17 protein-coding genes and 1 riboswitch are annotated in these 20,555 nt (G+C 61.1%); of the genes, 12 read left to right on the forward strand and 5 right to left on the reverse strand.

The window, feature by feature from the left end; translation table 11 throughout:
• Positions 1-106: 106 nt before the first annotated feature.
• On the reverse strand, positions 107-1,546 hold the full coding sequence (locus tag AOA62_RS05590; protein WP_026013800.1) for a TolC family outer membrane protein: 1,440 nt from the start codon (positions 1,544-1,546) through the stop codon (positions 107-109).
• Positions 1,547-1,742: 196 nt separating this feature from the next.
• Positions 1,743-1,848, forward strand: a riboswitch (TPP riboswitch).
• Between the two features lie 147 nt (positions 1,849-1,995).
• Between AOA62_RS05590 and thiC the strand changes: the two genes are divergently transcribed.
• Both thiC and cytX read left to right on the forward strand, forming a co-directional pair.
• Positions 1,996-3,900: a phosphomethylpyrimidine synthase ThiC gene (thiC, locus tag AOA62_RS05595; RefSeq protein ID WP_017138489.1), complete on the forward strand. Its 1,905-nt coding sequence runs from the start codon at positions 1,996-1,998 to the stop codon at positions 3,898-3,900.
• A 136-nt stretch (positions 3,901-4,036) separates the two neighbouring features.
• On the forward strand, positions 4,037-5,326 hold the full coding sequence (gene cytX / locus AOA62_RS05600; protein WP_017138488.1) for a putative hydroxymethylpyrimidine transporter CytX: 1,290 nt from the start codon (positions 4,037-4,039) through the stop codon (positions 5,324-5,326).
• On the opposite strand, the gene AOA62_RS05605 is transcribed toward cytX, so the two are convergent.
• Positions 5,295-6,041 carry an RsiV family protein gene (locus tag AOA62_RS05605; RefSeq protein WP_017138487.1) on the reverse strand — a complete coding sequence of 249 codons (747 nt, stop codon included), beginning with the start codon at positions 6,039-6,041 and terminating at the stop codon, positions 5,295-5,297. The two genes, cytX and AOA62_RS05605, sit on opposite strands and share 32 nt — an antisense overlap.
• 194 nt (positions 6,042-6,235) lie before the next feature.
• Between AOA62_RS05605 and AOA62_RS05610 the strand changes: the two genes are divergently transcribed.
• From AOA62_RS05610 to AOA62_RS05650, 9 genes are all read left to right on the forward strand, one after another.
• The gene (locus tag AOA62_RS05610) at positions 6,236-6,853 is read left to right on the forward strand and encodes an NUDIX domain-containing protein (RefSeq protein WP_017138486.1); all 618 of its coding nucleotides are present in this window, start codon (positions 6,236-6,238) and stop codon (positions 6,851-6,853) included.
• Positions 6,844-7,293 (forward strand): DUF1249 domain-containing protein, encoded by a 450-nt coding sequence (locus AOA62_RS05615; protein WP_017138485.1) that lies wholly within the window; start codon positions 6,844-6,846, stop codon positions 7,291-7,293. The genes AOA62_RS05610 and AOA62_RS05615 overlap by 10 nt, the downstream gene beginning before the upstream one ends.
• 86 nt (positions 7,294-7,379) lie before the next feature.
• Complete coding sequence (gene cpdA, locus AOA62_RS05620) at positions 7,380-8,195, forward strand: 3',5'-cyclic-AMP phosphodiesterase (RefSeq protein ID WP_099548085.1); 816 nt, start codon at positions 7,380-7,382, stop codon at positions 8,193-8,195.
• 178 nt (positions 8,196-8,373) lie between these two features.
• A complete protein-coding gene (locus AOA62_RS05625) occupies positions 8,374-8,982 on the forward strand; it encodes a YqiA/YcfP family alpha/beta fold hydrolase (protein ID WP_099548086.1) in 609 nt (202 codons plus the stop codon).
• A gap of 44 nt (positions 8,983-9,026) precedes the next feature.
• Complete coding sequence (parE, locus tag AOA62_RS05630; protein WP_099548087.1) at positions 9,027-10,931, forward strand: DNA topoisomerase IV subunit B; 1,905 nt, start codon at positions 9,027-9,029, stop codon at positions 10,929-10,931.
• The gene (locus AOA62_RS05635; RefSeq protein WP_099548088.1) at positions 10,931-11,926 is read left to right on the forward strand and encodes an esterase-like activity of phytase family protein; all 996 of its coding nucleotides are present in this window, start codon (positions 10,931-10,933) and stop codon (positions 11,924-11,926) included. The genes parE and AOA62_RS05635 overlap by 1 nt, the downstream gene beginning before the upstream one ends.
• The gene (locus tag AOA62_RS05640; RefSeq protein WP_017138480.1) at positions 11,923-12,444 is read left to right on the forward strand and encodes a TIGR02281 family clan AA aspartic protease; all 522 of its coding nucleotides are present in this window, start codon (positions 11,923-11,925) and stop codon (positions 12,442-12,444) included. Before AOA62_RS05635 ends, AOA62_RS05640 begins: the two co-directional genes overlap by 4 nt.
• A gap of 10 nt (positions 12,445-12,454) precedes the next feature.
• Positions 12,455-14,719 (forward strand): DNA topoisomerase IV subunit A, encoded by a 2,265-nt coding sequence (gene parC, locus AOA62_RS05645; protein WP_017138479.1) that lies wholly within the window; start codon positions 12,455-12,457, stop codon positions 14,717-14,719.
• Positions 14,720-14,895: 176 nt separating this feature from the next.
• Positions 14,896-15,603: a membrane integrity-associated transporter subunit PqiC gene (locus AOA62_RS05650; protein WP_026013799.1), complete on the forward strand. Its 708-nt coding sequence runs from the start codon at positions 14,896-14,898 to the stop codon at positions 15,601-15,603.
• 189 nt (positions 15,604-15,792) lie between these two features.
• Here the strand turns inward: AOA62_RS05650 and AOA62_RS05655 are convergent, their stop codons facing one another.
• On the reverse strand, positions 15,793-17,325 hold the full coding sequence (locus AOA62_RS05655; RefSeq protein ID WP_099548089.1) for an AhpA/YtjB family protein: 1,533 nt from the start codon (positions 17,323-17,325) through the stop codon (positions 15,793-15,795).
• Positions 17,326-17,458: 133 nt separating this feature from the next.
• Here AOA62_RS05655 and serB point away from each other — a divergent pair, with 133 nt between their 5' ends.
• Positions 17,459-18,673 (forward strand): phosphoserine phosphatase SerB, encoded by a 1,215-nt coding sequence (gene serB, locus AOA62_RS05660; RefSeq protein ID WP_017138476.1) that lies wholly within the window; start codon positions 17,459-17,461, stop codon positions 18,671-18,673.
• 141 nt (positions 18,674-18,814) lie between these two features.
• On the opposite strand, the gene asd is transcribed toward serB, so the two are convergent.
• Together asd and rhdA are read right to left on the reverse strand one after the other, a co-directional pair.
• Positions 18,815-19,675 carry an archaetidylserine decarboxylase gene (asd, locus tag AOA62_RS05665; protein ID WP_017138475.1) on the reverse strand — a complete coding sequence of 287 codons (861 nt, stop codon included), beginning with the start codon at positions 19,673-19,675 and terminating at the stop codon, positions 18,815-18,817.
• Positions 19,676-19,690: 15 nt separating this feature from the next.
• Complete coding sequence (rhdA, locus tag AOA62_RS05670; RefSeq protein WP_099548090.1) at positions 19,691-20,506, reverse strand: thiosulfate sulfurtransferase; 816 nt, start codon at positions 20,504-20,506, stop codon at positions 19,691-19,693.
• Positions 20,507-20,555: the final 49 nt, after the last annotated feature.

The following is a 20,555-nucleotide window of genomic DNA, read 5'->3' on the forward strand; positions in this document are numbered from 1 at the left end:
TGCCTGCGATAGCATCAACTGGGCATGTCTGATGTACCGAGTTGCCTGCATCGCAGGCAAGCCAGCTCCCACACAAGCCAGCTCCCACATTGGTTTTGCTGTGTTGTTAATACCCGGGGCGGGCTTTGAGCTGCTCGGCGGCGGCCTTGGCCAGATCCGGCGGCAGAAAATCCTTGTCCGGGTTGTAGTCAGCCTTGAGGTAACGCGTCAGGTCCTGTAAATCCCCAGGGCTGAGCGTGCCCGCCGCCTGCTTCAAGCGCAGGTTGTCGAGGATGTAGTCGTAGCGGCTGTTGTTGTAGTTGCGCACCGACGAGTACAGCTGGCGTTGTGAATCCAGCACATCGACGATATTGCGCGTACCCACTTGATAGCCGATTTCCGTGGCTTCCACCGCGCTCTGGTTGGAGATGATCGACTGGCGGCGCGCCTGCACCTGTTCCACATCGGTGTTCACCGCGCGGTGCAGATTACGGGTGTTTTCCACCACCTGGCGGCGCAGGCCTTCGCGTTGCTGTTCAGTCTGGTCGAGGCGTGAATAGGATTCGCGCACTTGCGAGCTGGTCAAACCGCCGCTGTAGATCGGGATATTCAGGCGCAGGCCGATGGTGCGCTGAGACACATCACCACCGTACGGCACGGGCAATTGGTTCGGGTTGCTGAAACCCAGCGCGTCGTTGTCGCCTTTTTCGTATTGCGCCACGGCGTCGAGGGTCGGCAAGTGGCCGGCCTTGCGCTGGCGCAGGGTTTCTTCGGCAGCGGTCACGGCGTAGTTGCTGGCCAGCAAGTTCAAGTTTTGGCGGCCGGCGGTTTCGACCCAGGATTTGGCGTCATTCGGCGCCGGTGGCAGCACCGGCAGCGTGTGCACGATGCCCTGGATCGCGTTGTATTGGCGGTTGGTCAGCGTGATCAGCGCCTCAAAGGCGTCGTCCACCTGGCGTTGGGCGACGATGCGGTTGGCGCGGGCTGTGTCGTAGCTGGCCTGGGATTGCAGCACGTCGGTCTTGTCCGACAGGCCTACATCAAAGCGTTCGTTGGACTGGTCGAGCTGGCGCTTGAAGGCGTTTTCTTCGGCCTTGGTCGACGCCAGGTTGTCCTGGGCGCGCAGCACGGCGAAGTAGCTTTCGGCGCTTTGCAGGATCAGGTTCTGTTCAGTCGCCGAGAGTTGCAGCGAAGCTTGTTCGTTGACGGCTTCGGCGGCTTGCAGCTGGAACCAGCGATCAGCGCGGAACAGCGGCTGGCTCAAGGTTGCACGCCAGGAGTGCGCGTCACGGTTGACGGTGGCTGCCGGTTGGTCGATCTGGGTGCGCACGTTATTGCTGTCGGCGCCGGCCGACAGGTTCGGCAGCAAACCGGCGCGAGCCTGGGGCACCACTTCTTTTTGCGCGCCATATTGAGCGCGGGCGGCGGCCAGGTCGGCGTTGTTGTTCACCGCTTCCTGGTAGACGCTGACCAAGTCGGTTTTGGCGGACAAGGGCGCTTCAGCTGCCCAGACCATTCCATTGGTCGCACAAGACACGGCAAGAGCCAGTGAGAGTTTGCGCAGCATGAGGCGATCCCTAGTGTGAATATTACGACTGTAATTAAGCGCCCAAGGCTAAGGCTGGCCATTCCTGGCGTCAAGCATTGTGACGACGCCCGAGTGTAGTGGCGCTGACCCCGCGCAACAATCCCGCAATCACGCCATTCATCACGCTGAATACACCGCTATTGGCAATTTGCCCACACCATGGTCTAGACTGGCCGCGTTCTTGTCGGGGTGCCTTGTTGGAAGGCTGAGATCGGTAAATACCGGATCCCGTTGAACCTGATCAGGTTAACGCCTGCGTAGGGAACAAGATTTCTCGTCACCCGGCGAGTCCTCTTGTGCTTCGTCCGGGATGTTGTTCGACAATCGAACAGCGCTCGTGCCTTGCACAGCACTGGTTTCAGTGCGTCCATCCGTCACAGGTTCGCTCCGACAAAAATCCACCGCCTGGATAAGTTGGAGAGCCCGTGATGAGCACTGAATTAAAAAGCCAAAAATTAAAAAATACCGTGCACCTGAGTGAATCGGCCAAAGTCGACTCCGGCTCCGTGCAGCCGTTTACCCGCTCGCAAAAAATCTACGTGCAAGGCACTCGCCCGGACATTCGTGTGCCGATGCGTGAAATCAGCCTGGACGTGACGCCCACCGATTTCGGCGGTGAAATCAACGCACCGGTGGTGGTGTACGACACCTCCGGCCCGTACACCGACCCCAACGTCATCATTGACGTGCGCAAAGGCCTGGGTGATGTGCGTTCGCCGTGGATCGAAGTGCGTGGCGACACCGAGCGCCTGTCCGGCCTGAGTTCGCACTTTGGCCAACAGCGCCTCAGCGATGCTGAGCTCACCGCACTGCGCTTTGCGCACGTGAAGAACCCGCGCCGCGCCAAGGCAGGTGCCAACGTCACGCAGATGCACTACGCGCGCAAAGGCATCATTACCGCCGAGATGGAATACGTCGCCATCCGCGAAAACATGAAGCTTGAAGAAGCCCGTGCCAGTGGCCTGCTCGACCAGCAGCACGCCGGTCACAGCTTCGGCGCCAGCGTGCCGAAAATCATCACGCCTGAGTTTGTGCGCGAAGAAATCGCCCGTGGCCGCGCGATTATCCCGGCCAACATCAACCACACCGAACTGGAGCCAATGATCATCGGCCGTAACTTCCTGGTGAAGATCAACGGCAATATCGGCAACAGTGCGTTGGGTTCGTCCATTGAAGAAGAAGTGGCGAAACTGACCTGGGGCATTCGCTGGGGTTCGGACACGGTGATGGACCTGTCCACTGGCAAGCACATCCACGAAACCCGCGAGTGGATCATCCGCAACTCGCCGGTGCCGATTGGCACCGTTCCGATCTATCAAGCCTTGGAAAAAGTCGGCGGCGCCGCCGAAGACCTGACGTGGGAGCTGTTCCGCGACACCCTGATCGAACAGGCCGAGCAGGGCGTCGACTACTTCACCATCCACGCAGGCGTGCTGCTGCGTTATGTGCCGCTGACTGCCAAACGCGTGACCGGCATCGTGTCCCGTGGCGGTTCGATCATGGCCAAGTGGTGCCTGGCGCACCACAAAGAGAACTTTACCTACACGCATTTCGACGAAATCTGCGAAATCATGAAGGCCTATGACGTCAGCTTCTCCCTTGGCGACGGCTTGCGTCCAGGCTCGATTGCCGACGCCAACGATGCTGCGCAATTCGGCGAACTGGAAACTCTCGGCGAGCTGACCAAAATCGCCTGGAAGCACGACGTGCAAACCATGATCGAAGGCCCGGGCCACGTGCCGATGCAGTTGATCAAGGAGAACATGGACAAGCAGCTCGAATGCTGCGACGAGGCGCCGTTCTACACCCTCGGCCCGCTGACCACCGACATCGCACCGGGCTACGACCACATCACCTCGGGTATCGGTGCGGCGATGATCGGCTGGTTCGGTTGCGCCATGCTCTGCTATGTCACGCCCAAGGAACACTTGGGTTTGCCGAACAAGGATGACGTGAAGACCGGGATCATCACCTACAAGATCGCCGCGCACGCTGCGGACTTGGCCAAGGGGCATCCGGGCGCGCAGATTCGTGACAACGCCTTGAGCAAGGCGCGCTTCGAGTTCCGCTGGGAAGACCAGTTCAACCTCGGCCTGGACCCTGACACCGCGCGTTCGTATCACGATGAAACCTTGCCGAAGGACTCGGCCAAGGTCGCGCACTTCTGTTCGATGTGCGGGCCGAAATTCTGCTCGATGAAAATTACCCAGGAAGTACGCGAGTACGCCGCCAACCAGCGCATTGAAGCGGTGGATGTGGACGTGGCCAAGGGCTTGGCCGAGCAGGCGGAGCGGTTCAAGCACGAAGGCAGTCAGCTGTACAAGAAGGTCTGACATCCACGATCGTTCCCACGCTCAGCGTGGGAATGCATCCCGTGACGCTCTGCGTCACAAAGGCGGACGCAGAGCGTCCTTAGCGGCATTCCCACGCAGAGCGTGGGAACGATCATGTCCCTCAGAGATAACACCCTTGAGCATTCAACCGAGTACTTACTCTCCGGACATCGCGGTCCCCGCCGACAAACGCGTGTTCGGCGCCCGCGACCTGTTCTCCCTGTGGTTCTCCCTTGGCATCGGCCTGATGGTCCTGCAAACCGGCGCCTTGCTCGCGCCGGGCCTGGGCTTGTCCGGCTCGTTGCTGGCGATTTTTCTCGGCACGCTGGTCGGTGTGTTGCTGCTGGCCGCCGTCGGTGTGATCGGCAGCGACACCGGCCTGTCCGCCATGGCCGCGCTCAAGCTCAGCCTCGGCGCCAAGGGCGCGAGCCTTCCGGCACTGCTGAACCTTTTACAACTGGTCGGCTGGGGCTCGTTCGAGATCATCGTGATGCGCGACGCCGCCAGCTTGCTGGGCACTCGCGCGTTCAGCGAGGGCAGCCTGCTCGCCAGCCCATTGCTGTGGACCCTGTTTTTCGGTGGCTTGGCGACGTTGCTGGCGGTCAGCGGGCCGCTGACATTCGTGCGCCAGATCCTGCGTAAATGGGGCATCTGGCTGCTGCTCGCCGCCTGCCTGTGGCTGACCTGGAACCTGTTCGCCAAGGCTGACCTCACGGCGTTGTGGGCCAAGTCCGGTGACGGCTCGATGCCGTTTGCGGTGGGCTTTGATATTGCCATCGCCATGCCGCTGTCGTGGTTGCCGCTTATCGCCGACTACTCACGCTTCGGCCAGCGCGCCAAAAGCGTGTTCGGCGGTACGGCGTTGGGCTTCTTTATCGGTAACTTCTGGCTGATGAGCCTGGGCGTGGCCTACACCCTGGCGTTTGCGCCCAGTGGTGAAGTGAATGCGCTGTTGCTGGCGCTGGCCGGTGCTGGCTTGGGCATTCCGTTGCTGCTGATCCTGTTGGACGAGTCGGAAAACGCCTTTGCCGATATTCACTCGGCGGCAGTGTCCAGCGGGATTCTGTTGCGCTTGAAGGTCGAGCACCTGGCCTTGGTCATCGGTGTGATCTGCACCTTGATCGCCTGCCTGGCGCCGCTGGCGCAGTATCAGAACTTCCTGCTGCTGATCGGCTCGGTGTTTGCGCCGCTGTTCGGCGTGGTGCTGGTGGATCACTTTATCCTGCGCCGGCGTGGCCAGGGCACGGTTGCCAACCTGCATTGGCCGGCGCTGGTGGCCTGGCTGGGTGGCATCGCCACCTATCACGTGCTGGCCAACCTGTATCCGGATATCGGCGCAACCCTGCCGGCACTGGTACTGGCAGGGTTGTTACAGCTGGTGTTAGGGCGTGCGGTCAGTGGCGCGCAGGCATCAGCTCAGGCTTGAGCACGCCGGTGAGGCGCGCGTAGGGGATGGTCATTTCGATCAGCCCCAATGCGTAAGGGGCGATGGTGCTCACGTTGTACTTGAGCACCACACCGGCGCTGGTCAGGGCCACGTTCGGGGTTTTCTGGAACGGCCAGCTCTTCACGAACTCCGGGTCGCGGTCCATCTGCGAATTGATCAGCCAGCTGTTGTGGGCGACTTTCGCGGTGTTCCAGAACGCCTGTTCCTGGCCCGGCAGCAACATGTCGGCCAGGCTCAGCTCTTTGTGCAGCAGGCGTGAATAGTTGATGAAACCGCGGCCGGGCGCGCCGTGGGCGGTGCCGGTATCCAGATAACTGGACACTTCAACGATCACCAGTCCGTCATGCTGCTCACGTACCTTGGCTTGCAAGTACATGCTGTTGCGGTTCGGCGACTCGCGCAGGAACTTGTCGCGGTAGGCATTCAGGGTCGGCGGCACGCTGGCGCCGGGCGTGGTGCGGGTCATTTGCAGCAGGCGTTGCTCAACAATGCTGTCCAACTGCGGCTCGCTGGGGAAGTGCACGGTGTCGATGTTCACCAGTGGGCATTCCGGGCTGTTGCAGCCGGGTTTGATTTGTTCGGAAGTGTCCGGCTTGGTGTCCAGGGGCTTGAGGTAGCTGGGCTGGAACAGGCTCTGGCAAGCGCCCAGAGTCAAGGCAATACAGGCCACGGAGGCGATTTTTAAAAGCGACATGTGCGTCCTTCGGAAATCGATGGAAAGCGAAAAAGAGTAGCGCTTCGACTGCGAACAAAGCCGTCAGTTCGCCACTAAGCTGATTAGAGTGAGTTTGACGCTCGCCGTCTATCCCGGCAACCGGAAAGGGGCTGCATCAAGGGCCATGGGCGCGTTAGGATGGCGCGAATTGCACCTGCGTAACGAGGAAGGATATGACGGACATTGCCAAATCGACGCCGAACACCATCGAGATCGTTCAGCGCGACAATGCCTATAAGGGCTTTTACCAGCTTGATCGCGTGCAACTGCGCCACGAGAAGTTCGATGGCGGCATGAGCCGGGTGATCAATCGTGAAGTCTTTGTGCGTCATGACGCGGTGTGCGTGCTGCCCTACGACCCGCAGCGCGATGAAGTGGTGTTGATCGAGCAGTTCCGTATCGGCGCCATGGGCCGTACCGGCAACCCGTGGCTGGTGGAAATGGTCGCGGGGCTGATTGATAAGGACGAACAACCGGAGGAGGTTGCACACCGCGAAGCCGAGGAGGAAGCTGGCCTTACGTTCTCTGCGCTGTGGCCGATCACCAAATATTTCCCGTCGCCCGGTGGCAGTACCGAATTCGTGCACTTGTACCTCGGTCGTTGCGACAGCTCAGGTGCAGGTGGCGTCCATGGACTGGAAGAAGAAGCAGAAGATATCCGCGTCACCCCCTGGGCCTTTGAAGATGCCCTGCAAGCGGTGCGTGACGGCAAAATTTCCAACGCAGCCAGCATTATCGCCCTGCAATGGCTTGCGCTTAATCGCGCGGAAGTGAGGGGGTTATGGCAGTAAAGGCACGGGAACGATACCGGGTTGACCTGATCGGGCTGCAAGCCGCCTGCGAGGCCAATTATGCGCGGCTGATGCGCCTGCTCCCCGACATGCGTCACGCGCCTGAGGCGCGGCGTATTGCCGTGACCCATGGCGACCAGATGCTGGGCGTGCTGACCCTTGAGGTCATCGTCAACTGCCCGTACACCACCACCCTGCGGGTGCGCCAGGAGCACAGCCTGCCCTGGCTGCCGGTGCCGCAGCTGGAGGTTCAGGTGTATCACGATGCGCGCATGGCCGAAGTCATCAGCGCAGAACACGCGCGACGCTTTCGCAGCATCTATCCTTATCCGAATGTGTTCATGCACCAGCCCGATGAGAAAGCACAACTCAATGTGTTCCTCGGCGAATGGTTGAGTCACTGCCTGGCCCTGGGCCATGAATTCGAAGTCGTGCGCTAGATGTGAACTGCGTCTTTCCTCTTTGTGTCCTGCCCCAGCATAATCGCGCTACCTATCCATTCCTGTGATTGCCTTGGGAGAGCGCCTTGCCGAGCGTATCCGCTGTGAACCCTGATGCGTCGGTGCTGCTGGTGCAGTTGTCCGACAGCCACCTGTTTGCCGAGGCCGACGGTTCGCTGCTGGGCATGAACACCCGCGACAGCCTGCAGCGGGTGATTGGTTTGGTGCGCGAGCAACAGCCGCAGATCGATTTGGTGCTGGCCACTGGAGACTTGTCCCAGGACGGCACGCTTGAGTCTTACCAGCTATTTCGCGACCTGACTCGGCAGATCGACGCGCCGGCGCGCTGGATTCCTGGCAACCACGACGAGCCGCAGATCATGGCCCACGCGGCGGTGCACAGCGATTTGCTCGAGCCGGTGGTCGATATCGGCAATTGGCGCGTCACCCTGCTGGATTCGGCGGTTCCGGGCTCGGTCCCCGGTTATTTGCAGGATTCGCAATTGCAATTGCTCGCCCAAGCCCTGAGCGAGGCGCCAAACCGTCATCATCTGGTGTGTTTTCACCATCATCCGGTGTCCATCGGTTGTGCGTGGATGGAGCCCATCGGCCTGCGCAACCCTGAAGCCCTGTTTGCCGTACTCGACCGTTTCCCACAGGTAAAAGCGGTGCTGTGGGGCCATGTGCACCAGGAAATCGACCGTGAGCGCAACGACGTGCGCCTGCTGGCGTCGCCGTCCACCTGTATCCAGTTCGCGCCGGGCAGCGAGGACTTCAAGGTCAGCGAGCAGGCACCGGGGTATCGCTGGCTGCGATTGCATGCCGACGGACGGTTGGAGACGGGCGTGGAGCGGGTAAAAGGATTCGAATTTACCGTCGATTACGGCAGCAACGGCTATTAAACCCTGCAAACACTGATCAAAATGTGGGAGCTGGCTTGCCTGCGATAGCGGTGGGCCAGTTAATCAATAGCTAACTGATCCGCCGCCATCGCAGGCAAGCCAGCTCCCACATTCGATCCGCTTCTGCCTGTATTCCCTGTAAACTGCGCCTCTTTGGCTGATGCACGGAGAGCCCGGCATGTCCGCGTCGATTCTATATATCCACGGTTTCAACAGCGCGCCTGCGTCCAACAAGGCAACCCAGTTGAGCACCGTGATGGACAGCCTCGGGTTGAGCGACCAATTGCGTGTGCCGGCCCTGCATCACCACCCGCGTCAGGCGATTCCTCAATTGGAAGAGGCCATTGCGGAACTGGGGCGGCCGCTGCTGGTGGGAAGCTCACTCGGCGGCTACTATGCAACCCATCTTGCCGAACGCCATGGCCTCAAGGCGCTGCTGGTGAACCCGGCGGTCAGCCCGCATCGGATGTTTGACGGTTACCTGGGCACCCAGAAGAACCTCTACACCGATGAAACCTGGGAGCTGACCCACGACCACGTCACGGCCCTGGCCGAACTGGAAGTGCCGGCGCCCCAGGATGCCGCGCGTTATCAAGTGTGGTTGCAGACCGGGGATGAAACCCTGGATTATCGCCTCGCCCAGCAGTATTACCGGGCCTGTGCCTTGCGCATCCAGGCCGGTGGCGACCATGGTTACCAGGGGTTCGCCCAGCAATTGCCGGCCATGTTGAGTTTTGCCGGCATTGGCGCAGATCAGTATCAATCCTTCGACTTTGCAGCACTGTAAAGTCCAGGGGCACTTTTTAATCGAACGACTCACGACGAGACCCCATGGCCACTCCCAGCGCTAGCTCTTATAACGCCGACGCCATCGAAGTCCTCTCGGGCCTCGACCCGGTGCGCAAACGCCCCGGCATGTACACCGACACCAGTCGGCCGAACCACCTTGCCCAGGAAGTCATCGACAACAGCGTCGACGAAGCCTTGGCCGGGCATGCCAAGTCGGTACAAGTCATCCTCCACGCCGACCATTCCCTGGAAGTGTCCGACGATGGTCGCGGCATGCCGGTGGACATTCACCCGGAAGAGGGTGTGTCGGGCGTCGAGCTGATCCTTACCAAGCTCCATGCGGGCGGCAAGTTCTCCAACAAGAACTACCAGTTCTCCGGTGGCTTGCACGGTGTGGGTATATCCGTGGTCAACGCCCTGTCGACCCTGGTGCGGGTCAAGGTCAAGCGTGACGGCAACGAGTACCAGATGACCTTTGCCGATGGCTACAAAGCCACCGACCTGGAGGTCGTCGGTACCGTTGGCAAGCGCAACACCGGCACCAGCGTGTACTTCGCGCCGGACCCGAAATACTTCGATTCGCCAAAATTCTCCATCAGCCGCCTCAAGCATGTACTCAAGGCCAAGGCGGTATTGTGCCCGGGCCTGCTGGTCAGCTTTGAAGACAAAGGCACCGGCGAAAAGGTCGAATGGCACTACGAAGATGGCCTGCGCTCCTACCTGGAAGACTCGGTCAGCGACTTTGAACGCCTGCCTAACGAGCCGTTCTGCGGCAGCCTGGCGGGGAATAAAGAAGCCGTCGACTGGGCGCTGCTGTGGTTGCCCGAAGGTGGCGACAGCGTGCAGGAAAGCTACGTCAACCTGATCCCCACCGCCCAGGGCGGCACCCACGTCAACGGTTTGCGCCAGGGTTTGCTGGACGCCATGCGCGAGTTCTGCGAATACCGCAGCCTGTTGCCGCGCGGTGTGAAGCTGGCGCCGGAAGACGTGTGGGAGCGCATCGCGTTCGTGCTGTCGATGAAGATGCAGGAGCCGCAGTTCTCCGGCCAGACCAAAGAGCGTTTGTCGTCCCGCGAGGCGGCGGCGTTTGTCTCCGGTGTGGTCAAGGACGCGTTCAGCCTATGGCTCAACGAGCACCCGGAACTGGGCCTGGCCCTGGCGGAGCTGGCGATCAACAACGCCGGTCGTCGCCTGAAGGCCAGCAAGAAAGTCGAGCGCAAGCGCATCACCCAAGGCCCGGCACTCCCAGGCAAATTGGCCGATTGCGCCGGGCAAGACCCGATGCGCTCCGAGCTGTTTCTGGTCGAAGGTGACTCCGCCGGCGGTTCCGCCAAGCAAGCGCGGGACAAAGAGTTCCAGGCGATCCTGCCGTTGCGCGGCAAGATCCTCAACACCTGGGAAGTCGACGGCAGCGAAGTCCTGGCCAGCCAGGAAGTGCACAACATCGCCGTTGCAATTGGTGTAGACCCGGGCGCGGCGGACATGAGCCAGCTGCGCTACGGCAAGATCTGCATCCTCGCCGACGCCGACTCCGACGGCCTGCACATCGCCACGTTGCTCTGCGCACTGTTTGTGCAGCACTTCCGCCCGTTGGTGGATGCCGGCCACGTCTACGTCGCCATGCCGCCCTTGTACCGTATCGACCTGGGCAAAGAGATTTTCTACGCCCTGGACGAAGCCGAGCGCGATGGCATCCTCGACCGCCTGGTGGCCGAGAAGAAACGCGGCAAGCCACAGGTCACGCGATTCAAAGGCCTGGGTGAGATGAACCCGCCGCAGTTGCGCGAAACCACCATGGACCCGAACACTCGCCGCCTGGTGCAGTTGACCCTGGAAGACTTCGCCGGCACGTCGGAAATGATGGACATGCTGCTGGCGAAGAAGCGTGCGCCGGACCGCAAAGCCTGGCTGGAGTCCAAGGGTAACCTGGCCGAGGTGCTGGGCTGATGCGCACAGGTTTCGCCCTGGCGATCCTGATGTTGAGCGGGTTGGTGGCCACCCAAGGGGTGGCCGCGCCCGTGGCTGAGCTTAAACTGGTCTCCGAACACCTGGTGGACGGCATGCGCGGTGGCAACCTGTCGGGCCTGGCGCTGTGTGGCCAGGACCTGTGGACGGTTTCCGACCGCGATGACGACCAGATTTACCGCCTCGATATCAGCGCGCCGACCTGGAAGGCCGAAACCGTGAAGATCGAGGTGCCACCGGTGCCCGAGTCCGGCCTGCCTTGGGGGCTGCGCTCGCGCACCAAGGCTGCATCGTTCATTCGTGGCGGCGACCTGGATTTTGAAGGCATCACCTGTGACGCCGCCGGCAACCGCTACATTGTCAGTGAAGCCCATGCGGCGGTGCTGCAAGTGCCGGTGAACGGTGCGCCGCAATGGTTGAAGATTGCTCCGGGCATGGTCCGCGAAGCGCGGGCCAGTGGGATGTTGCTGCACTTCAATGCCTTGTTCGAAGGTTTGGCGATCAACCCCGAAGGCAATCAGATCTGGCTGGCCGCCGAGCGAGAGCGACGAGGGTTGATCTCGATCAAGCGTGGCCAGAGCGTGTGGGATTGCGATGGGCCCTGTGTGTTGCTGAGCGAGGCCGGCCAGGAAGTGCAACCGGCACAGTTCACCAACGCCAAGGCGGTGTCCAAGGACTTTGCCGACCTGGCGCTGTTCAACGGCAAGCTGTTTACCCTGGAGCGCAATGCGTTCCAGATTTGCCGGCGCGATGCGGTCACGGCCAAAGTCGAGCTGTGCTGGTCGTTTGCCGACGAAACCCTGACACCGAACCGGCGTTATGCCCAGCCTTATGGCTTGGCCGAAGCCCTGGTGGTGGATGCCGAAGGTGTGTGGTTGGGTATCGACAATAATTTTGGCCCGCGTGCCGACGGTGAAAAACGCCCGGTGGTCTATCGTTTTGCCGCGCCGGCCGGTGGCTGGGGCGCCCAACCATGACGGCAGCGCCGCCCGGCAAACGTGCCGGACGTGTACTGATGTTCGTGGCATGGGGCGCCGGGCTGTTTTTGGCCACGCGTTTTTTTGGGCAGTGGGAAGCGCGTCAGGAAAACCCCAATGCGGTGGTGACCTCAGAGCAGCATGAGGGTTACATCGAAGTAAAATTGCTGGGCAACGGCCAAGGGCATTTTGTCGCCAGCGGCCAGATCAACGGATCGCCGGTGGAGTTTATGCTCGACACCGGCGCGACCGATGTGGCGGTGCCGGCCGAATTGGCCGACCGCCTCGGGCTCAAGCGCGGCCTGCCCGTGACCTTGAGCACCGCCAATGGGCGTAGCCAGGGCTACCGCACCAGCCTTGATCGCCTGAAGCTGGGCGATATTGTCCTGCAGGACGTCCGCGCGCTGGTAGCGCCGGGCTTGGGCGGTGAGCAGGTACTGTTGGGCATGAGTGCATTGAAACAACTTGAATTTACCCAGCGCAGCGGCACCATGCTGCTGCGCCAGACCAAACAATGATGAGGCCCGCATGAGTGACATCCTCGCAGACAGCTTAGATGGCGTAGAACGCCGATCGCTGGCTGACTTCACCGAAAATGCCTACCTCAACTACTCCATGTACGTGATCATGGACCGTGCCTTGCCGCATATCGGCGACGGCCTGAAGCCCGTGCAGCGGCGCATTATCTACGCCATGAGTGAGTTGGGCCTGGACGCAGACTCCAAGCACAAGAAATCGGCGCGTACTGTCGGTGACGTGCTTGGTAAGTTCCACCCGCACGGCGACTCGGCCTGCTACGAAGCCATGGTGCTGATGGCCCAGCCGTTCAGCTACCGCTACACCTTGGTGGATGGCCAGGGTAACTGGGGTGCGCCGGATGATCCCAAGTCCTTCGCCGCCATGCGTTACACCGAGGCGCGCCTGTCGCGTTACTCGGAAGTGCTGCTGAGCGAGTTGGGCCAGGGCACTGCGAACTGGGGGCCGAATTTTGACGGCACCTTGGACGAACCGCTGGTGTTGCCGGCGCGTTTGCCGAATATCCTGCTCAATGGCACCACCGGCATCGCGGTCGGCATGGCCACTGATGTGCCGCCGCACAACCTGCGCGAAGTCGCGACTGCCTGCGTGCGTTTGCTTGATGAGCCAAAAGCTACGGTCGAGCAGCTCTGCGAGCATATTCAAGGCCCGGATTACCCGACCGAAGCGGAAATCATCACGCCGCGTGCCGACCTGCTGAAGATGTACGAGACCGGCAAGGGCTCGGTGCGCATGCGCGCGGTTTACCACATTGAAGACGGCGACATTATTGTCACCGCACTGCCGCACCAGGTGTCCGGTGCCAAGGTGCTGGAGCAGATTGCCGCGCTGATGCAGGCCAAACCGTCGAAATTGCCGCAAGTGGCTGACTTGCGTGACGAGTCCGACCACGAAAACCCCTGCCGCATCGTGATCATCCCGACCAACAGCCGGGTCGACCACGAAGTGCTGATGCAGCATCTGTTCGCCAGCACCGACCTTGAGTCCAGCTACCGGGTCAACGTCAACATCATCGGCCTGGACGGCAAGCCACAGCTGAAAAACCTGCGCAACCTGCTGGTGGAATGGCTGGAGTTCCGCGTACAGACCGTGCGCCGCCGCCTGCAATTTCGTCTCGACAAGGTTGAGCGCCGCCTGCACCTGTTGGATGGTTTGCTGATCGCTTACCTCAACCTGGATGAAGTGATCCACATCATCCGCACCGCCGAGCACCCGAAAGCCGAGCTGATCGCGCGTTTCGAACTGAGCGAGATCCAGGCCGACTACATCCTCGACACCCGCTTGCGTCAGTTGGCGCGGCTCGAAGAGATGAAGTTGCGCGACGAGCAAGACGCGCTGCTCAAGGAGCAAGCCAAGCTGCAAGCCCTGTTGGGTAGCGAAACCAAGCTCAAGAAGCTGGTGCGCAGCGAACTGATCAAAGACGCCGAAACCTATGGCGATGATCGCCGCTCGCCAATCGTCGAGCGCGCAGAAGCGAAAGCCCTGACAGAAACCGAACTGTTGCCTAACGAGAAAATTACCGTCGTTCTGTCGGAAAAGGGTTGGGTTCGTTCCGCCAAAGGGCATGATATTGACGCCACCGGCCTCTCGTACAAGGCTGGCGATGGTTTCAAGACCGCTGCGGCCGGGCGTTCCAACCAGTTTGCGGTGTTTATCGACTCCACCGGGCGCAGCTATTCGGTGCCGGCGCACACCTTGCCATCGGCACGTGGCCAAGGCGAACCGCTGACCGGGCGTCTCACACCGCCACCGGGGGCGAATTTCGAGTGCGTGCTGCTGCCGGATGACGATTCGCTGTACGTGATCGCCTCCGACGCGGGTTACGGTTTTGTGGTCAAGGGTGAAGACCTGCAGGCCAAGAACAAGGCGGGCAAAGCGTTGTTGAGCTTGCCGAACAACGCCAAGGTGATCCTGCCGCGCACCGTGGAGGACCGCGAGAGCAACTGGCTGGCGTCGGTGACTACCGAAGGGCGTTTGCTGGTGTTCAAGATCAGCGATTTGCCGCAGTTGGGTAAAGGCAAGGGCAACAAGATTATCGGGATTCCCGGGGAGCGCGTGGCCAGTCGCGAAGAGTACGTGACCGACATCGCCGTGATCCCGGAAGGCTCTACCCTGGTGCTCCAGGCTGGCAAGCGCACGCTGTCACTGCGCCCCGACGACCTTGAACACTACAAGGGTGAGCGTGGCCGACGGGGTAATAAACTGCCGCGTGGCTTCCAGCGCGTGGATGCTTTGCTGGTGGAAACGCCTGTTTAAGGCGGATTAGAGGGCTCGATCTACGATTTAACGCGTAGATCGGCGCTTTCGCGCTGGAGTCAGGGCGCATATTCACGGATGATATGGCCTTTCCAGCGCCGGCGTGGCCGAGCGTGTTTAGGTTATTTTTAGTATTACATTGTGGTTCGCCTTGTGGCAGCCACCTGGATGGGATGATGACTGCTCCACGCCTTCCTTTATTTTTGATGCTCGCTGGCCTTTTGGGGCTGGCGGGTTGCAGCACACACCAACCGGTGTCGCTGTACCAGCTGGACAGCGGAAGTCCGGCTCAGCCTGCGCAAACCGCAGGCATGGCCGTTTTGCTTGGCCCGGTCGTTGTTGCTGATTACCTGCAACGCGAAACCCTGCTTCAACGTCAGAACGACGGCAGCCTGCAAGGTTCCACCGATGGTCGTTGGGCGGGCAGTTTGTCGTCCGATATCAACCAGCTGATGTTGCGTCAGGTGGCTGGCCATCTCGACAGCCAGCGTGTGGTGCTTGCACCTGGGCCGGCGGGTTTTACCCCGGACGTGCAGGTATTGCTAACCATCACGCGGCTTGACTCGGGTACTTCGCAGCCGGCGATTCTTGACGCCCAATGGCGCTTGATCGACCGCCGTGGCCAGGTGCGCGATAACCGCATCGTGCACCTGCAGGAAGAACATACCGGCACCACCGCGTCCCAGGTCCAGGCCCAGGGCGTGTTGTTGCAGCATCTGGCGCAACAGTTGTCGGTGGCGCTCAAGCCATTGGCCAACCAGCCGCCAGTGGCCGAGGCGCCGCGCAAGCAAGCGCCGTCCCAGGCCAAACCGTCAGCTCCGCAGAAGCCTAAGATGCCGATGGCCACGCCGATTCGCACGGATATGGAAGTGTTCAGGTTCTGATCTGAATCGCGCCCAAACAAAAGGCCCGCTTACTCAGCGGGCCTTTTTGTTGTCTACGATTTGATCGTTCCCACGCTACGCGTGGGAATGCCTCTTGGGACGCTCCGCGTCCCGCCGTCAGCACTGCGCAGCAGTGACGCAGAGCGTCACGGAATGCATTCCCACGCGGAGCGTGGGGACGATCAGCTGTCAGGGCTTGTTACGGGTCTCATGCATGCGCGCCAACTGCCGCTCGAGCATCGACGGGTACGGCTCCATCAGCCGCTCCACACAGCTCGCGCCTTCAGGGCTGGCGATCGGGCGGATTCGTGCGCGCTGGCGGATCAGCGCATCTTCACTGATCTTGCGCTCCACCAGCAGCAGGTTGCGGCTGTGTTGGGACAAGGCCAGCGCATCCTGGGCGATCTCGGTAAGCAGCAGGTCGATCTGGCTCATGCCGAACAGATCGTCTCCGACGGTCAGGCCAAGTTGCAGCTGCAAGGTAATGCCGCTGTCGGCCACTTCAATCTGCAAGGCATGGCCGAGGGCGCGCAGCAGCTCGCCGCAGCAGATGGCATTGGTCAGGTAGTCTTCGCCGCTGTCTTCGCTGTGGAACAGCATCAACGTGCTGCCGTCGTTCAGGGTGTGCAGCTCGCTCTGATAGAGCGACGCAGCCTGGTCGAGGCAGTCGCGGTAGCGCTCCAGCAATTCGGTGAGGCGCGCACGGGGCAGGCGACGCAGTTGGTCCTGGGCACCCAGTTGCACAGCCAGTACGGCGCTGTGCTGCGGCTCGGTATTTTTTACCGGCGCAGGTTGCGAGGCCACAACGGGTGCGGCGGCCGAGGTGTCGCGCAGGTCGGCGAACGGGTCTTCATCGTCCAGTTCGTCTTCTTCGGCCTTGATCACCTGGCGTGGTGCAGGCTTGAGGGCGGCCACCGGCGCGCTTTCGTCAAAGCCTGGGTCACGCAGGTTGCGCACTTCAAACTCGGGCTCGTCGTCGTAGTCGGTGTCGTCGTACTCAGGCTCGGGTTCAACCTCAGGCACCACCGGCTCGGGAGCGAAGCTGGCGTGAAGCTGGCGGGCGAGGTCGCCGATTTCGTCCTGGCGGTCGGTGGCCGGGGTGTGTTCGTCGATATCGCGCAGCCAGATGCGCAGTTGCATCAGCGGCGTGGAGATATGCCGACCCAGGCGCAAGCTCAGGGCCAGGGCCAGTGCCAGCAGGATCGCGCTGAGGATGCCCATGCTTTGCAGGCTGATGGTCATCGGCTGCTGGAATTGCTGCATGTCGAGGCTGATGCGCAGTTGCCCGGCCTTCACATCCTGAAACGTAATATTGCTCGAATACAGACCTTCGGCTTCACCCAGCAGGCCGTTTTTCGGGCGCTGCCCGGCTTCGGCCATGATCCGGTTGTCCACGCTGTAGATGGCGGCGTGGGCCACCAGCGGGTTCTTGGTCAGGTTATTGAGCAGCACGTTGAGGCTGAGGATGTCGTTGGACACCAGCAACTCAGTCGCCGAAGTGGCGGTCTGGGTCGTCAGGCTCTCGCCCAGGGCGTCGGCTTGCTCGTGCATGGCCTGCTTGAACTGCAAACCCATCACGCAGGCGTAGATCACCAGGGCCAGAGCGACCAGGATCACGTTATGGCTGGCGATGCGTAATGCGATCGGTACACGGCGGTGGCGCAGTGCCCGGAAGATCAGCAGGAAGAAGTTATCGGTTTTTACTGGCGTGGGCCGGTTCACTTGCGCTCGGCTCTTGGTCCGTGAAGTTGACGCGCAGTATAGCGACAGGCCTAGAACCGGCAAAGCGCTCGCTGTGCCCGATGGTCACTGAAAGTGGGTAGAATGCGGTTTTTTTCCAGCCTGGGGGTGCGCTTTGCGCGAAATTGTCCTGATAAACATCACCGGCGAAGACCGCCCGGGTCTCACCGCAGCCATTACCGGTGTTCTGGCCCAGGGTGGTGTGAACATTCTCGACATCGGCCAAGCGGTGATCCACGACACGCTGTCGTTCGGCATCCTGGTGGAAATCCCCAGCACCGAGCAGGCCTCGTCGGTGCTCAAAGACATCCTGTTTACGGCGTATAAGCTTGATCAACAGGTGCGTTTCACCCCGGTTTCCGAAGCCGATTACCAGCATTGGGTCGAAGGCCAGGGTAAAAAGCGCCACATCGTGACCCTGCTGACCCGCAAAGTAACCGCCGAACAATTGCAGCGTGTCAGCTCGATCACCGCTCAATATGGTTTGAATATCGATCACATCGACCGTCTGTCGGGTCGTATGCCGTTGGACACGCCGGCCGACAAAGGCAAGGGCTGCATCGAGTTCTCCGTGCGCGGCGAGCCGGCCGACCCGCAAGCCTTGCGCGCCGAATTCCTCAGCGTGGCCCAGGAACTGAATGTCGACATCGCCTTCCAGGAAGATTCGCTGTTCCGCCGTAACCGCCGCCTGGCGGTGTTCGATATGGATTCCACGCTGATCGAAGCCGAAGTCATCGACGAGTTGGCCAAGGCCGCCGGTGTGGGCGAGCAGGTGTCCGAAATCACCGAGCGCGCCATGGCCGGTGAGCTGGATTTTCGCGCCAGCTTCAAGGAGCGCCTGGCACTGCTCAAGGGCTTGGACGTAAGTGTGTTGGATTCGATCGGTGCTTCGCTGCGCCTGACCGAAGGCGCCGAAACCTTGTTTGCCGAACTCAAGCGCCTGGGCTACAAGACTGCAATTCTCTCGGGCGGTTTCACCTACTTCGCCAAGCAATTGCAGGCCAAGCTGGGCATTGACTATGTATTTGCCAACGAGCTGGAAGTGGTGGATGGCAAAGTGACCGGCGTGGCGGTCGAGCCGATTGTCGACGCACAGCGCAAGGCGGACTTGCTGAAGGAATTGGCCCACAAGGAAGGTTTGCGTCTGGAGCAGACCATTGCGGTCGGCGACGGCGCCAATGACTTGCCGATGCTGGCGATTGCCGGGTTGGGTGTGGCGTTCCGTGCCAAGCCGCTGGTCAAGCAATCGGCCAAGCAGGCGATTTCGACGCTGGGGCTGGATGGTGTGTTGTATCTGCTGGGCTTTCGCGATCGCGACGGGCAGTTGTAAGCCGATCTAACTGCAAGATTGCAGTAACTGTGGGAGCCGGGCTTGCCCGCGATAGCGATAGTTCAGTCATTGAAGTATTGACTGATACGCCGCTATCGCGGGCAAGCCCGGCTCCCACATTTGATTTGCATCAGCTTTAAATCAGGCTTTCGGCAGTGCGATACCCTGGCCCATCTGCACCGGCGTACCCGCCACCAACTCCTCTGCCCACTTCACCTGATCCGGCCCGAACAGCACGATGGCGGTCGAACCCAGCTTGAAGCGGCCCAGTTCAGCACCTTTCTCCAAGTGAATCGGCGCGCGTGCGGCTTCGTCGTAGCGGAAGGTTTTCAGCTCGCGTTTCGGCGGCGTGACCAGCCCGGCCCATACGGTTTCAATCGACGCCACAATCATCGCGCCCACCAACACCACAGCCATCGGGCCGCGTTCGGTGTCGAACAGGCAGACAACACGCTCGTTGCGCGCAAACAGTTCCGGCACGTTTTCGGCGGTGGTCTGGTTGACCGAGAAAATCCGGCCCGGCACGTAGACCATCTCACGCAGCGTACCGGCCAAAGGCATGTGTACGCGGTGGTAATCCTTCGGTGACAGGTAAATAGTGGCGAAATCACCGCCCATGAACGGTGCAGCCAACGCCGCATCACCACCGAGCAATTCCAGCACGCTAAAGCTATGGCCTTTGGCCTGGAACACACGACCGTGTTCAATCGGGCCAAGCTGGCTGACCGCGCCGTCGGCTGGGCTCAGCACCGCGCCTGGAGTTTCATCCAGCGGGCGGGCGCCGTCTTTCAGGGCGCGGGTAAAGAAGGCATTGAAGTGCTCGTAGGCGGTGAGGTCTTCGACCAGCGCCTGGGACATGTCCACTTGATAGCGCTTGGCGAACCACGCCGTGAAGGCATTCTTGAACCAGCGCACGCGGCACTCGGCAATGCAGCCGGCCAGGCGCGACAGCAAGTGGTGCGGCAGCAAGTACTGGCTGAGGATAAACAACTGCTTTTTCATAACTGTCCTTAAACCTTAAATCTCGACGGGGGTGTCGGGGTGGTTGCCCCATTCGCCCCAGGAACCGGCATAACCTTTGACTCGCGGATAACCGAGCGCCTTGGCCACCAGGTAGGTGAAGCCAGAGCGGTGGTGAGTCTGGCAGTGGGTGATGATTTCTTTGTCGCGGGTCAGCCCGAGGTCTTCGAGGATCTGCGGCATGTCGCGGCGGATACGCAGGTTGCGCGCCTTGTCCATGCCGGCAGTCCATTCGAAGTTGACGGCGCCGGGGATGTGACCACCCTTGGCGGCGAGCACTTTCTCGCCGGAATATTCCAGCGGGCCGCGTGCGTCCCAGATCCCCAGGTCGGCGGCGCCGAGACGGCTTTGCAGGTATTCGCGGGTGGCGGTGGGGCCGTCGTGCAGCGTGAGGCTGACCGGGCCGCCAACCGGGGCGGGCACTTCGGTGGATACCGGGTGTTTTTCGTCCAGCCAGGCCAGCAGGCCGCCATCCAGGTAGTGGTACTTCTGGTGGCCGATCACGTCGAGCAACCAGATGAACCGCCCGGCCCAGCCGCCGCCTTCGTCGTCATAGACGACGTAAGTGGCGTCCGGGGTGTGGCCCAGTTCGCCGAACAGCTTTTCCAGGTCGGCCTTGTGCGGCAGCAAGCCGGGTGCTGGCGGCTGGCCCAGTTGGGTGCGCTTGGGGTCAACGAAATGCGCGCCGGGGATATGCCCTTCGGCGTAGCGGGCGGCACTGGTGAGGTCCACCAGAATCAAGTGTTCGGCATCCAGGCGACCAAGCAGGTCGCTGGACTCGATCACCAGCGGCAAGCCAGAGAAGTCAGGCATGTGAGGTCTCCTGGGCACAAATGTTGGTGATAAAAGAGGGCGATTGTAG

This window comes from Pseudomonas sp. 2995-3, from assembly GCF_002742565.1.
Taxonomy (GTDB): domain Bacteria; phylum Pseudomonadota; class Gammaproteobacteria; order Pseudomonadales; family Pseudomonadaceae; genus Aquipseudomonas; species Aquipseudomonas edaphica.

Bases quoted from the DNA above. Each gene is read 5' to 3' on its own strand.
- AOA62_RS05590 (WP_026013800.1), bottom strand. From the start codon at position 1,546: ATGCTGCGCAAACTCTCACTGGCTCTTGCCGTGTCTTGTGCGACCAAT.
- thiC (WP_017138489.1), top strand. From the start codon at position 1,996: ATGAGCACTGAATTAAAAAGCCAAAAATTAAAAAATACCGTGCACCTG.
- AOA62_RS05605 (WP_017138487.1), bottom strand. From the start codon at position 6,041: ATGTCGCTTTTAAAAATCGCCTCCGTGGCCTGTATTGCCTTGACTCTG.
- AOA62_RS05610 (WP_017138486.1), top strand. From the start codon at position 6,236: ATGACGGACATTGCCAAATCGACGCCGAACACCATCGAGATCGTTCAG.
- AOA62_RS05615 (WP_017138485.1), top strand. From the start codon at position 6,844: ATGGCAGTAAAGGCACGGGAACGATACCGGGTTGACCTGATCGGGCTG.
- AOA62_RS05625 (WP_099548086.1), top strand. From the start codon at position 8,374: ATGTCCGCGTCGATTCTATATATCCACGGTTTCAACAGCGCGCCTGCG.
- parE (WP_099548087.1), top strand. From the start codon at position 9,027: ATGGCCACTCCCAGCGCTAGCTCTTATAACGCCGACGCCATCGAAGTC.
- AOA62_RS05635 (WP_099548088.1), top strand. From the start codon at position 10,931: ATGCGCACAGGTTTCGCCCTGGCGATCCTGATGTTGAGCGGGTTGGTG.
- AOA62_RS05640 (WP_017138480.1), top strand. From the start codon at position 11,923: ATGACGGCAGCGCCGCCCGGCAAACGTGCCGGACGTGTACTGATGTTC.
- parC (WP_017138479.1), top strand. From the start codon at position 12,455: ATGAGTGACATCCTCGCAGACAGCTTAGATGGCGTAGAACGCCGATCG.
- AOA62_RS05650 (WP_026013799.1), top strand. From the start codon at position 14,896: ATGACTGCTCCACGCCTTCCTTTATTTTTGATGCTCGCTGGCCTTTTG.
- asd (WP_017138475.1), bottom strand. From the start codon at position 19,675: ATGAAAAAGCAGTTGTTTATCCTCAGCCAGTACTTGCTGCCGCACCAC.
- rhdA (WP_099548090.1), bottom strand. From the start codon at position 20,506: ATGCCTGACTTCTCTGGCTTGCCGCTGGTGATCGAGTCCAGCGACCTG.